The sequence below is a fragment of the Companilactobacillus alimentarius DSM 20249 genome (genome assembly GCF_002849895.1).
Taxonomy (GTDB): domain Bacteria; phylum Bacillota; class Bacilli; order Lactobacillales; family Lactobacillaceae; genus Companilactobacillus; species Companilactobacillus alimentarius.
The window spans coordinates 79,942-93,317 of sequence record NZ_CP018867.1 but is presented as its reverse complement, the minus strand read 5'-3'; the positions used below and the strand labels follow the sequence as shown (position 1 = coordinate 93,317).

Annotated in this window: 16 protein-coding genes; 1 reads left to right on the top strand and 15 read right to left on the bottom strand. The window is 34.5% G+C overall.

The window, feature by feature from the left end; genetic code table 11:
- Window positions 1-8: 8 nt before the first annotated feature.
- From LA20249_RS00585 to LA20249_RS00530, 12 genes are all read right to left on the bottom strand, one after another.
- Window positions 9-1,685 carry an oleate hydratase gene (locus LA20249_RS00585; protein ID WP_057737925.1) on the bottom strand — a complete coding sequence of 559 codons (1,677 nt, stop codon included), beginning with the start codon at window positions 1,683-1,685 and terminating at the stop codon, window positions 9-11.
- A 249-nt stretch (window positions 1,686-1,934) separates the two neighbouring features.
- Window positions 1,935-3,131 carry an acetate/propionate family kinase gene (locus LA20249_RS00580; RefSeq protein WP_057737928.1) on the bottom strand — a complete coding sequence of 399 codons (1,197 nt, stop codon included), beginning with the start codon at window positions 3,129-3,131 and terminating at the stop codon, window positions 1,935-1,937.
- A 10-nt stretch (window positions 3,132-3,141) separates the two neighbouring features.
- The gene (locus LA20249_RS00575; RefSeq protein WP_057737930.1) at window positions 3,142-4,155 is read right to left on the bottom strand and encodes a class I SAM-dependent methyltransferase; all 1,014 of its coding nucleotides are present in this window, start codon (window positions 4,153-4,155) and stop codon (window positions 3,142-3,144) included.
- 62 nt (window positions 4,156-4,217) lie between these two features.
- Window positions 4,218-4,412 (bottom strand): hypothetical protein, encoded by a 195-nt coding sequence (locus LA20249_RS00570; protein WP_057737932.1) that lies wholly within the window; start codon window positions 4,410-4,412, stop codon window positions 4,218-4,220.
- Window positions 4,393-4,896, bottom strand: a complete 504-nt coding sequence (locus LA20249_RS00565) for a competence type IV pilus minor pilin ComGF (RefSeq protein ID WP_057737934.1) — start codon at window positions 4,894-4,896, stop codon at window positions 4,393-4,395. Before LA20249_RS00565 ends, LA20249_RS00570 begins: the two co-directional genes overlap by 20 nt.
- Window positions 4,874-5,155: a hypothetical protein gene (locus tag LA20249_RS00560; protein ID WP_057737937.1), complete on the bottom strand. Its 282-nt coding sequence runs from the start codon at window positions 5,153-5,155 to the stop codon at window positions 4,874-4,876. The genes LA20249_RS00565 and LA20249_RS00560 overlap by 23 nt, the downstream gene beginning before the upstream one ends.
- Window positions 5,139-5,573, bottom strand: a complete 435-nt coding sequence (locus tag LA20249_RS00555; protein ID WP_146983821.1) for a hypothetical protein — start codon at window positions 5,571-5,573, stop codon at window positions 5,139-5,141. The genes LA20249_RS00560 and LA20249_RS00555 overlap by 17 nt, the downstream gene beginning before the upstream one ends.
- Complete coding sequence (gene comGC, locus LA20249_RS00550) at window positions 5,549-5,860, bottom strand: competence type IV pilus major pilin ComGC (protein ID WP_057737941.1); 312 nt, start codon at window positions 5,858-5,860, stop codon at window positions 5,549-5,551. Before comGC ends, LA20249_RS00555 begins: the two co-directional genes overlap by 25 nt.
- Entirely contained in the window at window positions 5,860-6,870 is a 1,011-nt protein-coding gene (locus tag LA20249_RS00545; RefSeq protein WP_057737943.1) for a type II secretion system F family protein, read from the bottom strand. Before LA20249_RS00545 ends, comGC begins: the two co-directional genes overlap by 1 nt.
- Window positions 6,839-7,804: a competence type IV pilus ATPase ComGA gene (gene comGA, locus LA20249_RS00540; RefSeq protein WP_057737945.1), complete on the bottom strand. Its 966-nt coding sequence runs from the start codon at window positions 7,802-7,804 to the stop codon at window positions 6,839-6,841. Before comGA ends, LA20249_RS00545 begins: the two co-directional genes overlap by 32 nt.
- 116 nt (window positions 7,805-7,920) lie before the next feature.
- Window positions 7,921-8,898 (bottom strand): Gfo/Idh/MocA family protein, encoded by a 978-nt coding sequence (locus tag LA20249_RS00535; RefSeq protein ID WP_057737947.1) that lies wholly within the window; start codon window positions 8,896-8,898, stop codon window positions 7,921-7,923.
- A 2-nt stretch (window positions 8,899-8,900) separates the two neighbouring features.
- A complete protein-coding gene (locus tag LA20249_RS00530) occupies window positions 8,901-9,938 on the bottom strand; it encodes a Gfo/Idh/MocA family oxidoreductase (protein ID WP_235806740.1) in 1,038 nt (345 codons plus the stop codon).
- Window positions 9,939-10,085: 147 nt separating this feature from the next.
- Between LA20249_RS00530 and LA20249_RS00525 the strand changes: the two genes are divergently transcribed.
- The gene (locus LA20249_RS00525) at window positions 10,086-10,973 is read left to right on the top strand and encodes a MurR/RpiR family transcriptional regulator (RefSeq protein WP_057737950.1); all 888 of its coding nucleotides are present in this window, start codon (window positions 10,086-10,088) and stop codon (window positions 10,971-10,973) included.
- Between the two features lie 41 nt (window positions 10,974-11,014).
- Here the strand turns inward: LA20249_RS00525 and LA20249_RS00520 are convergent, their stop codons facing one another.
- The 3 genes from LA20249_RS00520 to LA20249_RS00510 all read right to left on the bottom strand — a co-directional run bounded on the left by LA20249_RS00520 (window position 11,015) and on the right by LA20249_RS00510 (window position 13,373).
- Complete coding sequence (locus LA20249_RS00520; protein ID WP_057737952.1) at window positions 11,015-11,752, bottom strand: YebC/PmpR family DNA-binding transcriptional regulator; 738 nt, start codon at window positions 11,750-11,752, stop codon at window positions 11,015-11,017.
- Window positions 11,753-11,922: 170 nt separating this feature from the next.
- Complete coding sequence (locus LA20249_RS00515) at window positions 11,923-12,453, bottom strand: VanZ family protein (protein ID WP_057737954.1); 531 nt, start codon at window positions 12,451-12,453, stop codon at window positions 11,923-11,925.
- Window positions 12,453-13,373, bottom strand: coding sequence for an APC family permease (locus LA20249_RS00510; RefSeq protein WP_235806741.1), 921 nt, complete (start codon window positions 13,371-13,373; stop codon window positions 12,453-12,455). Before LA20249_RS00510 ends, LA20249_RS00515 begins: the two co-directional genes overlap by 1 nt.
- Window positions 13,374-13,376: the final 3 nt, after the last annotated feature.

The following is a 13,376-nucleotide window of genomic DNA, read 5'->3' as shown; positions in this document are numbered from 1 at the left end:
TTTGATACTTATCTAAACATAGTCTTAGTAGCACGTGCCATGACTTTAGGATCTTTTTCATAATGATGCATTGGTGTCATTTCTGACAAAGGAATATTCAATAGTGTATATACTGCCCGCTGTGCTGCGCGGAATGAATATTGTTCTGTAAAGACCATATCAAATGGTTGTTCACAGAATTGACTGATGAAGGCCAAGTTCTTACTGTGCTTTGGTACGACATCAGGACGGTCGCCAACTGCTCTTTGATTAAACATAGCACTAGCATATGGCAAGTAAACTGGAATTACATTGACAATACTATCCATGATCTCTTGAGTATGATTCTTAATATTATCTTTGCTTGGGTCTACTTCGGCCAAATGACCCAACAATTCTTCAAGCATTTCTTTACCTGTCATTTCCATAACGGGTTTTTGAACATAATCACCATTTCTTCTTGGGTACATGAAGTAGCCCCAGAAGGTTGATTCATTAGTCTTTTGTGCCTTGAAATGTGGTTGATGATGAACAACGATTGACAATAGTGGTGTACTGTTGATCCATGTGTTCAAAGCATTTCCGGGTTCTTGTTCAGTGATTCTAGAAATCTCATTGACCAAGAAATGACTATTAGTTGTAACTGTAAAGCTGACCCACTCACTTTGGGTACGGTCGCCAAAGAATTTGTCTGGATTACCCAGTGAATAGAATTTCTCAGCTGCCTTCTTCCAAAGCAAAGCGCTTGGAGCGTAGTCCATATTTTCCTTGAATGGTGTATTCAAGTCGCCAATCGAAGAACTGTCGGTGATTGACCCATTAGTATCAAACACTAAATCGTTTTCTTCAATGTCAATATGTCCCTCTTTATTGTCGTTATCAACTTCTTCATATTTCAAACCTGTAACGACTATATCGTCTTGAAGTGGTGTATCTTTAAATTCCAAATCAGTAACCTTACGGTTGTTGATGAATGTTACGCCACGATCTTCCAAATACTTACGCATTGGTAAGATAATGCTTTCGAATTGATTATAAGGACTTCTAGTAACACCTTCCAAAGTGTTGATCCGACTGAATTCCAATATCATTCGATTCATATAACGACGTAATTCAACGGCTGAACTAGCACGTTTGAAAGCAAAAGTCGTTTGCCACATGTACCAGAAATTAGTTGTGAAGAAATGGGGACTGCTTGCAAACCATTCAGCAATACTAATATTGTTTAACTTTTCTTCGTCCTTTTCAGGCATCAACATTAACTTCGACAATAAATAACGATCTTTATTGTCAAATTGCATATGCTTGTAATTGTCTTTATTAGGTTTGACACGTGGACCATCACTGTCGATCAGGCGTCCCACATCATGTGTTGGATGTGCGTGATCAAAGTTCAAAATATCATCAGTGACTGTTTGACCAGGATTATCCAAAGATGGTACCGAACGTAAAACATCCCAAAGATTTTCAAATGTCTCTTCATTGAGCATTCTTCCACCTTTGGCTAAGTAACCTTTGCTGTTAGACAAAGCTTGATTACCATATTCATTTTCGTAATCTTTAACCGCGGCACCATCGTTAGCACCATGATCTTCAAGACCCATCATTGTAATCTGATCGCCATTAAAACCACCATCACGAATTAAATAGATACCAGCGGCTAAGTTACCAACCCCAGTACCGATCATGTAGGCTTTTCTTGTCATAATAAGTGAACCTCCATTCCAAATCGTTTTCGTTCTCTACACTTTTAATATAACAGTAAATCATTAAAAGTAAAGGCTTACATTGCATTATTTTCAAAATTTATAATCTAGTTTTTAACATAAAAAAGTTAGAATATTTTGATCAAATAAATTTTTCCAAAGAAAAAGGCACCTATTCGAATACACAGATACTTGTGCATTTCAAATAGATGCCATTTGATTAAATTTAATTGAAAAATATCTTTTACTCTAATCACTATATTTAGTTAATCTAACTACATCACGAACGATCATTAACTCTTCATCAGTTGGTACGACTAAAACATCTGTCGTGGAATCCTTAGTACTGATTAAACGAGTTCCTTTACCATTTTCATTGGCCTCTTTATCAATCTTTATGCCACGATAATTAAATCTATTAACAATATCGGCACGAATTTCAGCATTTTTAGCGCCTGTACCGGCAGTGAAAATCAAGACATCGGCTCCACCTAAAGTAGCAATGTATGAACCAATATACTTAACAATTCGATTGATATAAATTTTAATAGCCAAATCTGAACGATGATTTTCTTTTCTGGTTGCAAGCAAATCGCGCATATCCGGTGAAACCCCAGATATACCTAATAGACCAGACTTCGTATTTAAAATTTTTACCATTTCATTAGGATCGGTGATCTTCATCTTTTGCATCAAGTAAGCGACCAATGATGGATCAATATCACCTGAACGTGTACTCATAGTAATACCAGCAAGTGGTGTGAATCCCATTGAAGTATCAACTGATTTTCCATCTTCAATCGCGTCGATTGAAGCTCCACTACCAAGATGACAAGAAATTATTTTTAAGTCAGCCAATGGCTTCTGTAAATAATCAGCTGCTGCTTGTGAAACATAACGATGACTAGTTCCGTGAGCTCCAAATTTACGAACACCATATTTTTCATAATATTCATAAGGAATACTATAGAGATAATTGACTGGGTCCATTGTTTGGTGAAACGACGTATCGAATACGGCAACTTGAGGAACATCAGGCAAGATCTTCTCAAATGCTTCAATTCCGGCTGCTTGTCCTGGATTATGCAGTGGTGCAAATTCGGAAAGATTCTTAATCTGTTGAATTACACGAGGCGTCACAATGGCTGAATCTTTAAAAATACTGCCTCCAGCGACAACTCGATGACCAACGCCATTAATCTCTTTATAGTCATCAATGATTTTCAAATCAATTAATTTATCGAGCATTTTATTAACAGCTGTCGTGTGATTAGGAATATCTCCCACTTCACTAATTTTCTTGCCATTATATTGGACTTCAAAAACTGAATCAGATAAACCTAAACGATCTACCATCCCTTTAGCAATAACTTTTTCATCAGGTACTGTATATAGTTTCCACTTCAATGTAGAGCTACCAGAATTAACGGCCATGATTTTAGACATTTAATCTCACCTAACCTTTAAAATTTTTTGCCCAGTCTTGTAACTGGTCTTTAAATCCCTCAAACAACTTTGGGTTATTGGTATCTGGTATTGTGCCCATCAAAACATTTCCAACTTGCTTGGCGTTGCCACCATGCTTTTGTAAAACTACGACTGCCTTTTGTGCTTCCTTCGATGCAAATAAGCTTGCTGGCAAATCTAACACAGCTTGCAAATAAACACTGGAGACCATCCATTCAGATAGCTTCTTAGCTTGATCAGTCTGGAAAATCTGTGAAGGTACAACGAATATACCGATTCCACCGTCATTTAAATTATTCATAGTTTGTTCAATCAATAAGTGGTGAGTATAGGAATGACCCTTGTCTGATTTAGTCTTAAAATTGCGCGCATTATCATCAATTGGATAATAGCCAACTGGTAAATCAGCCACTGCTAGATCAATATCAGTAATGTCCCAATCAGCCACGCTATCTTGGTGATAGGCATCGAGATTCAAATTCATTACCTCACTAAACGACTTTGTCAAAGAAACCAAGGCATCATCATTATCTAGTGCAGCAGCATTGATAGTAAATTTATCAGTCATATTCAATTGTTCAATGACTTCAATCAACAAGTTACCTGTTCCAACAGTCGGATCAACTATATTCACTTTCTTCTTATTTTGAACATTTAGTACCTCATAAGCAATTAAGCTAGTTATCAAGCCAATCGCATCCGGAGTCATCAGTTTATTAACTTCAGTCTTGTCGTCCTTTTGAGCTTTAATAATTGAAACTGTAATTGCTTGTTTTAATTGTAACGGTGTTAGATTTAAATCTTTCATTTCTTGATAGATTTTCTCTAACTTCCCCACGGTCTCTTTATCTGGAACATCATTTTCCACATAAACTTTTCCATCGGAAATATTCGTTAATGTTTCTGCAAGCGACTCAATATTATCGACTCTCAATGACTCCTTTAATAAAGCATTAGCTTGATTTATCTTATCAAAATATGTTTGCATATCTTTTTCTGACATGGTTAACCTCTTTGCCTAATAATAAAATTTTAACGTTGGAAACGATTTTATTCAAGGATTCCTCAATCCTCAACAGCTATTTTATTACTTTTATGAATTTTTTTGTCGATCTGCCGTAAATAAATCTCATCTAATTGCTGGTATCCTGAGATTTGTTCACCAATCAACTTATTAGTATATCCTACGATCATAATTGCGACCATTATTATTAATATACTATTTATTAAGACCATTCCGCTACGTTTTTGATTGCTCATCATGGCTTTTCTCTTTCAATGTTAAGTACATTTCGGACTTTTCACCAGCTTGGTTCACTGTTGTAATAATAACCAAATTTGAGATTTTTTCAATCTTAATTTCCCTTTGGTGCATTAGAATTGGTTCATGACCACCATTGGTTGCTGTTGTTATCCGTAACATTCTATCATAGGTTCCCTTGTCTTCACGAATACTTAGTACAAAAACAGGATGTTTTTTATCTAATAGTTTTGTCTTAGAAAAAATTATTTGGCTGGAAGTTATCTTACGAATCTCGTAAGCATCGTCTAACATTGATTGTAATTTTTCTTGAGTAATATGCCACCGTAATTGTTCTCTAAAAGTTGTATTTTGAATCGATTTCATTAATTGTAAGGATTGTTGCAACACGCTAATTGTTAATATTGTCACCATCAAAGCGACAATTGATTCATACAACATGAAACCCTTATGACGGACGTTATTTTTCAATTTGATAGACATTTTTGTTTACCATCACTTGATATTTATTCTGTGTCTGACTGAAGTAATATACTCTATTCTTAATTACTATCTTTCTACTTACGTCTTGACCTTCTAGATAAAGCAAGATTATTTTATGCGCATTGACTCGTTGTTCCCATTTATCAATTAATTTAAACTGCTCCGTTACACAAAGTGTCAAAGTAAAAATTACTGAGACCGAAATAATCAATGCTGTAAGAGATTCAAATAGAATAAAACCATTACGTTTTTGACTCAACAATCTCACCCCAGCCCAATTGAATCACATATTTATAGTCTTCATTTGATAACTTTGAATGAATTATTACCGTTCTTGGACCCGATTGACCTGACCTACCAATAAAGTAATCAACCGGTGCATTAACTATTGTAAGTGTTTTAGGAAATTTCTTTTTATGATCGATTCTTTTACCATGAATATCAGTATATAAAAAGTCAATCCGATTAGCTTCGACTTTCATTGAAGCCGATTTATTATTCAAATAAGCGTAATTCATCGTATTCTTAAACGATCCTTTAAACCACTCCAAGGCCTGCTTTTCCTCAACATGAGCTCGATAATTATTGAAATTTATCACCGAAATAGTTATCAAACTACAGACAATCATCAAACCAATTACTGTTTCTAAGATCATGAATCCTTTTCTAGTATCCATTTGCCGGTATCATCTTTCTTCAAATATTGACCCTTCAGTTTCTTTTTCTGATTGCCAGTTATGTAACCTGTATCCTCTAAATCATCCAAAGAAAAGTCGCCATCATGAGTTTCAGAATACAATTCTGCCTGATTTATTACAGTCGTTTGCAAGGCTTCATCAGATCTCTTGTTGGCATTATTTTTCTGCTCCGTTAAATTAGGAATCATAATTAAAAGTAACAATGAAATAATAAACAATACGATTACCATTTCAATTAGGGTAAAACCTTTTCTGATTTTTTTCATCACGAAATTCCTTTCATCATTCCATAAGTAGGTAGTAGAACTATTAAATAAGTCACGACGATCACAATGGCAATTACGCCAAATAATATTGGTTGAATCAAGCCCAACATCTTCTTTAAACCTCGCTGGGTCTCATCAAATTTCAATTCAGACATCACTAATAAATCCTGCGCCAAAGCAGTCCCACTTTCTCCAGCCTGAAAAATAACTAACAATTGTTTTGGTAAAAGTGGTTCTTGCTTTATCAAATCTACAAAACTTTTTCCACGGACTAAATCATTCGTAAATTTTTCGGCCAAATGACGTTGAACCGATCCAACTTGAAACTGTTTACTAACTTCACAAATGTCGAATAAATTCATCCCATTGGCTAATTGCATCCCCCACCCCTGCAAAATTAAAAATTGTAAAAAATTGAGATATATTTTGCCAACAATAGGTAATTTCACAAGTATTATTGCTCTTTTGTATTCATCCTTTCGTTTAAGAAACGCTATGAATAACAAAGACGCTACGAACACACTTAAAATCACTCCCAGAATTGCTCCTAGAAAAAGATCAATCATTTTACCACTATCAGAAATTGCCAATTGTGGCACAATATAAACCTTCATGGCAACCAACATCACAATCAAAAATGACAAGATGAAACAAGGATAAATTAACAGTTCTTTTAATTTATTCTTTTGCTTGACCTGACTTTGAATCAATTGCCCCGTCTGTTCTAATGCCTGAGCTAATTTTCCGTGATTTTGAGCGATAATTAATTGATTGGAAATAACTGTTGGCAAATCAAGATGTAACAAAGCTTGTGAAATCATTTTTCCCTGACAGAGATCTTGATAAATTTTAAAAAAGATTCTCTGATCATCATCCAACAGACGCAAACAGTTAATTGCATCACTTAGTGAAAATCCATTTTTTAAGAGTTTGCTTATCGTCAACAAATGTTCCGATTTCTTGCCATTAGTAATTTTTTTAGGAAAGATATTCTTGATAAGTTTCTTCATTAATTTGTCCCGCTTGATATGCATTTTTCAATAATTGTTGCCATTGTTCATCAGGCAATCCATCAGCTAAATATTTCTTTATCTCCGATATTTCCATCGAATCCAAAAATAATTCCAAATTATCAAAAACTGGTACTAATCGTTGATAGGAAATAAAATTTACGGCATTTATAATCTCAACATCTTCAATTCCAAATTGTCTCAGACGTTGCAAAACAGAATACTTTGATTTTCCATGGATAGTTGACATGACCGTATAGCCACACAAGGCAGCCTGTATTGCTTGTTTAGCGGTATTTTTATCACGGATCTCACCAATAATCAGTACTTCTGGTCGATGTCGTAAGCTAGTTTTGATTAATTCTTCATAGGTCATCCCTGCATCGTCGTTTACTTGTAATTGCAAAAAATCATCCTCGACAATCTCAATGGGATCTTCAATACACATCACTTTTTTAGTAGCAGATAATCTCCGACTCAACGAATACATTAAGGACGTCTTGCCCGAACCCATTGGACCGGCAAATAACATCATGCCTTTTTTTTGCGAGACAGGTCGCAATTTCTCCAAAATCCCCTCATCAATTGGTGTGTTATATTCCTGTGGATAAATCAGTCGTACTACCATAGATTCACGATTTTTAAAATCTCCTACTGCGGAAATTCTAATAAAAATATTCTTATTCTGATAGATGAAATTAAAGGCTCCCTTTTGTGATCGCCGTCGTTCTGAAACATCCAACCCTCCATTAAATTTCAAAAAATTCATAATAGCAAAACTTTCATCATTGGTTAAATCCGCTACGTTATAACTTTGTAAAGCATTACTAGCTTCGATATGATAAAAGTTATCACGCGGAAAAAAATAGATATCTGAGATCTGATTGATACATGCTTCGGTTAATAGATTATTAACCATTGATTCAGCAGTCATAAAATACCCCCTTTCGTTTAAAAATTACGCAAAGAGGAAACACAATATTACTTATAATTTTTAAATAACAAAAATGCTCACATTAATTGATGTTTTCAATAACGTGAGCATTTACTTTAACCTAATTTAATTCCTGAATCACTGAGAGCAGAATCGACTACTTTCATAACGTCCAGACTGTGTTTCATTCGTTTTTGTGCTTCAATCAGATCATGTTGTTCTATCATTTTATTAAAAGTAACGAATTCCTCATACATTCGATGACTATGCGCTTTGTTATCCACTACTTGTGCACTTTCACCATTTAAATGAATTTCATAATTATCTAATACATTTGTTGGTTCATCAACCACTATTGAACCTAAATTGCCTTGAATAGTCGAGGTGACTTCAGCTGAACAATCCTTAGCTGCAATACATACGACTTTAACTTCTGGATATTCTAAGACTAAAACACCTGAGGTGTCGATTCCTCGACTGACATTGGCGTAATAATGGACCGTTTTTGGTGCACCCAATAATCCAACGATAAAATGAATATTATAGATGTTCAAATCCATCAAAGCGCCACCACCCTTTTTAGGATCAAACGCTGGTAAAATTGTACCAGCCAAAAAGGCATCATAACGATGTGAATATTGTGAATAGTTGCATTCAATAACTTTTAATGATCCTAACTTTGATAGATCACTTTTTAAACTCCGATAATTATTCAAATATTGATTGGTGATTGCTTCAACCAAAATCAACTTCTTAGTTTGAGCAAGATTGGATAATTCTTCTAATTGAAAAGTATTCAAGGTAAAGGGCTTCTCACAAATAACATTTTTCCCAGCTTCTAAAGCTAATTTGGCAAATTTATAATGTAAAAAGTTAGGTAGCGCCACATAAACTGTGTCTACTTCTGGATCTTTTAAACACTCAGCAATATCTGTATAAATTTTGCCGATCTGGTTTTCTTTTTGAAATTCTTGCATTCTTTCTAAATCATTTGGCGTCCCCATAATGGCAGTTAATTCTATCTCGGGAATATCGTGAATCATTGATAAAAAGTCTTTCACAATCATTCCAGCTCCTAAAATAGCTAATTTCATTATTAATCTTCCCCTTCTGAAGTAATTTGTTTAATACCGTTTTCTAACAAATGCATTTGATAGATAGTCTCTGAATCCTTTACTGTCTTAGGTTGTCCTTTGATAATGGCGTTATACAACCCTTGATAAACTCGACTATAATCTCCAATTTCGGAAACCACTTTTTCCTGATGATAATTATTATTGTCATCTAGATAAGTCAATGTTCCATAATCTTTGGGGCGATCAATTCCAAAATCAGCATGATCAGGCATATAAAAATGCTTCAAATCAATTTCTTGTCGATCCATCGTTTCTTTTACAAAAACACCCTTTTTCCCATAGATAGTAAAGCTTGGACGAGGTACCAATCTGAAATAACTTGATTTGACTGACACCTTCATAACGCCATAATACATATCAATATCAAAATAATCGTTCATTCTGCCCTTGCCTAACAATTGTCTTACATCATAATGAACACTGTCTGCTTTACCAAAGTAAGAAATAACTTGATCTAGGGTATGACAAGCATGACCATACAAATAACTATGACCAATAGAGAACTCCTTCTCATTTTCTGGTACGTATGGGCGAAAATAATCATAGGCTGATTCTACTTCCAAGATGTCACCCAATTTATTACTCTCAATCACTTTCTGAACCGTCAAAAAATCTGAATCATAACGACGATTCTGATAACATTGAATTAGTAAACCTAAATCATCTGCCAGTTTGAAAAGCTCTTTAGCTTGAGCTTCTGTTTCTGTAAAGGGCTTCTCAACTAGAACATTTTTCCCATGATTCAATACGTCTTTGGCTAATTGGTAGTGTGCCGCTGCGGGAACCGATAAAACTACCAAATCAATTTCTTGATCCTGATAAATATCATTGATATCTGTTGTATATTTAATACCAGGAATTTCTTTCCAAATATCATGTTCGATATGACGAGCATAAATTGTTTTAACCTTGATATTATTCAATTTGAGTGAAAATGGTAAATGATAACGATTAGCGCTTTTTCCATTACCAATATAAGCAACCGTCATTTTTTTCATAAATAATTCCTCCAAACTTCTATAATCAAACTTTACTTGCTATCAAAGTTTTTAGAAACCCTTTTGAAAAAAAGTGGTCACAATGAACAAAGATATTAATTAAACGGATATTTTCTTGAACATCCTGTTCAAAAAGGAAGGTATAAAATGCTTTTTACCGACAAAATGACTCATATTACAGATTTAACCGACAACGAAAAAAGAATCGTTCAATATATTAAAAAAAATTTAGAAGCTGTTTCAACTATGTCAATTCAAACTCTAGCTTCCAAGACCTATACCTCGCATTCAGCCATAGTTCGTTTGGCTAAAAAATTCAATTATTCAGGATTTAAAGCCATGCGACAAGCTATATCTAATGATGTTCAACAAAATATCACTCAACTAAACGATATCGATGCTAACTTCCCTTTTTCGCCTGATGATTCAGCAATAAATATTGCTAAGAATATTTCGGATTTAACCATTAACGCTATTAAGCGCACCTTAATTCAAGTAAATGAAGAAGAGTTAATCTCAAGTGCAAAAATGATTATTGACAGTAAGCGGCTAGTTCTCTTTGCCATCGGCGATACTCAAATTAGAGCTCGAAGTCTCCAGAGTAAACTGGTTAAGATAAACAAATTTGCTATTATCGCCGAAGAATACAGCGATGAATCCTGGAGTGCTATTAATCTTGATAAGAACGATTTAGCCATTTTTCTCTCCTATACAGGCAATAATTCAAATTATCTTAAATTACTTAAATTTTTAAAAAAACAGGATGTCCCCACACTTTTGATCACAGGCAATCCCAATAGCAAATTGATTGACTATGCTGATCAAAATATTACAATCGTTCAAAACGAATTCGATGTTTTTAAAGTCAGTACTTTCGCCTCACAAATGACCTTTGAATACTTATTGAATACCCTTTTCGCTATTGTTTATTCCAAATCATATAAACAAAATCTCATTAAAATGCAAAGCAATTATGACAAACTAATGCAAAATGATATTTTGAATAATGCTACAGAACCCAAAAAAAGACCGTAGATTATTAATCTACGGTCTTTTATTAACTCATTAATAAGAATCTATTCTTCGTCGTCATCATCTGCAGCAGCAGTGTAAACTTCTGAAACATCCTCATCGTCTTCGAGTTGATCAATCATATGTTCAAATTGTTCTTTCTTATCTTCCGGCACTGGTGTAGTGTTTTGAGGAATCATCTTTAATTCAGCATCAGCAACTTCATAGCCCTTTTCAATCAAACCATCACGAACGGCTGTAAAATCCTTAGCTTCTGTGTAGATTTCATAAGCATCATCAGATGTTTGTAAATCATCTGCACCTAAATCCATAATATCCATCAAAACAGTATCTTCATCTTGACTATTCTTAGTACGATCTAAGACAAGATATCCTTTACGATCAAACATATATGAAACTGAACCACTTGAACCTAAGCTTCCTCCATTACGAGTAAATGCAACACGTACGGCAGATGCAGTTCTGTTTTTGTTATCTGTCAAAGCTTCAACTAATACTGCAACTCCACCTGGAGCATAGCCTTCGTATGTAACTTCATCATAATGTTCTTCACTGCCACCTTCAGCTTTATCCAAAGCACGCTTGATGTTATCCTTTGGCATGTTAGCTGCACGAGCTTTATCTACTATTAAACGAAGGGCAGCATTATCGTTAGGATCGGCACCACCCGATTTAGCTGCCATGTATAATTCACGAGACAGCTTTTGGAAGATTTTACCACGTTTTGCATCTTGGGCATTTTTTCTACCTTGGATGTTATGCCATTTTGAATGTCCTGACATTTCTGTTTCCTTCTTTCATGATTATTGTAAACCGCATATAATTTTATCAAACTAAGACTGGTATTTCAATATTACTAAGCTAAATAAACCTCAAATGCGAAACTTTTTTCTTCATTCAAAGTAATATAACGGCAGACAATCATATATTGTGATTATCTGCCGTTATCTCTTTACATAGTAAATAATTCTTTTTTGGACTTATGACGATAGAGTAAATAAAGAATTAAAATTGCAATTAAGCTACCTACCAAAGCTCCAGAACTGTCCAAAATAACATCATCGACTAATGGTGTTCTTCCTCCAGTCAGTCCCTGATGGAACTCATCAAAAGCAGCTAAACCAGTCGCTGTCATCCATGGTACGAAAACTTTCAAGAAAATATTCTTCTTAAAATATATATTTAAAGCTAAACACAAGAACAATCCTAATAACAAATAAATACTAAAATGTGCACCTTTGCGAATAATAAATTCCACAAATTTAAAATAGCCATCATTTGCCACTGATTGGTACTTGCCACTGTAATTAAAACCAATCTTTGATAATAAATCATGAAATGGTTGATTCTTAAAATATTTTTCTAGAAATGGTACTGAAGTTTGCTCTTTATAAGTCATCGAAGAACTGTAAAATAAGACCAATTCTATCGCTATAACAACTCCCCAGAACCATTTTTGCTTATTCTTTGAACGATTATTCATTAATCTTCATCCAGCTTGACAGTTGAATTGATTTCCTTAGCATCATCGAAATAACCAGAATAATACAATGAATGAATTGCCCAAAAGTACATGAACGTTGAAAAGATTAAAATAACAACGAAATCCAAAGGATACTTAATCAGATTCATTCCACCAAAAGCTGAGCCACCGATCCATGAGATCAGTGATAAGCCAAACAAGTGAACTATTAGCCAAAGACTGGCATACAATTTTTGTTTAAATTCTTTAAATCCACGACGAAAATCATAGACGAAATAAATTGGCAAGCCGACAATGATAATCACGATAACTTCAACCGTCGTTGGGAACATAGCCCAATAAATCGCCAAACTTATTAAATCAAAAACAACTGGTGCTAGGATATTCATCCCCTTAATCTTTGTCGGTCTCCTCAAATTAGGACCCATTTTACGTAAACTACCAGCTACAACTGGACCTGAAAGCAAAGAAATCAGAGTTGAAGCTGCCACGACACGTGACAATAATGACCAGTTTTTAAATAGCAAAATCAGAATAAAGCTGACCAACAAATCGACAAACAAAGCAATTCGTGGTGAATTGTACTTATTATTTGAATTACTTAAGAACAATGGCAAATGCTTATTTTTCGGCATAGAAGATAATGATTTACTTGCCGAAGAAGCGAAAGCAATTCCACTACCAACTGGTGAAATAAAGGCTGTAAAGTAAACCAGTGTAGATAACCAGTAGATATTTAAAAGTATTGCCAAATCAGCAAACGGTGAATTGAAACTAATCTTTGACCAGCCGCCACTAATAATTGACTGTGGCAAAGCACCAATAAAGACAATCTGCAAGGCAATGTAAATCAAAGCACTTATCAATAGCGATAAAATTATCCCTCTACGAATATAAAGTGCTTCATAATTGTTAGACAAGAA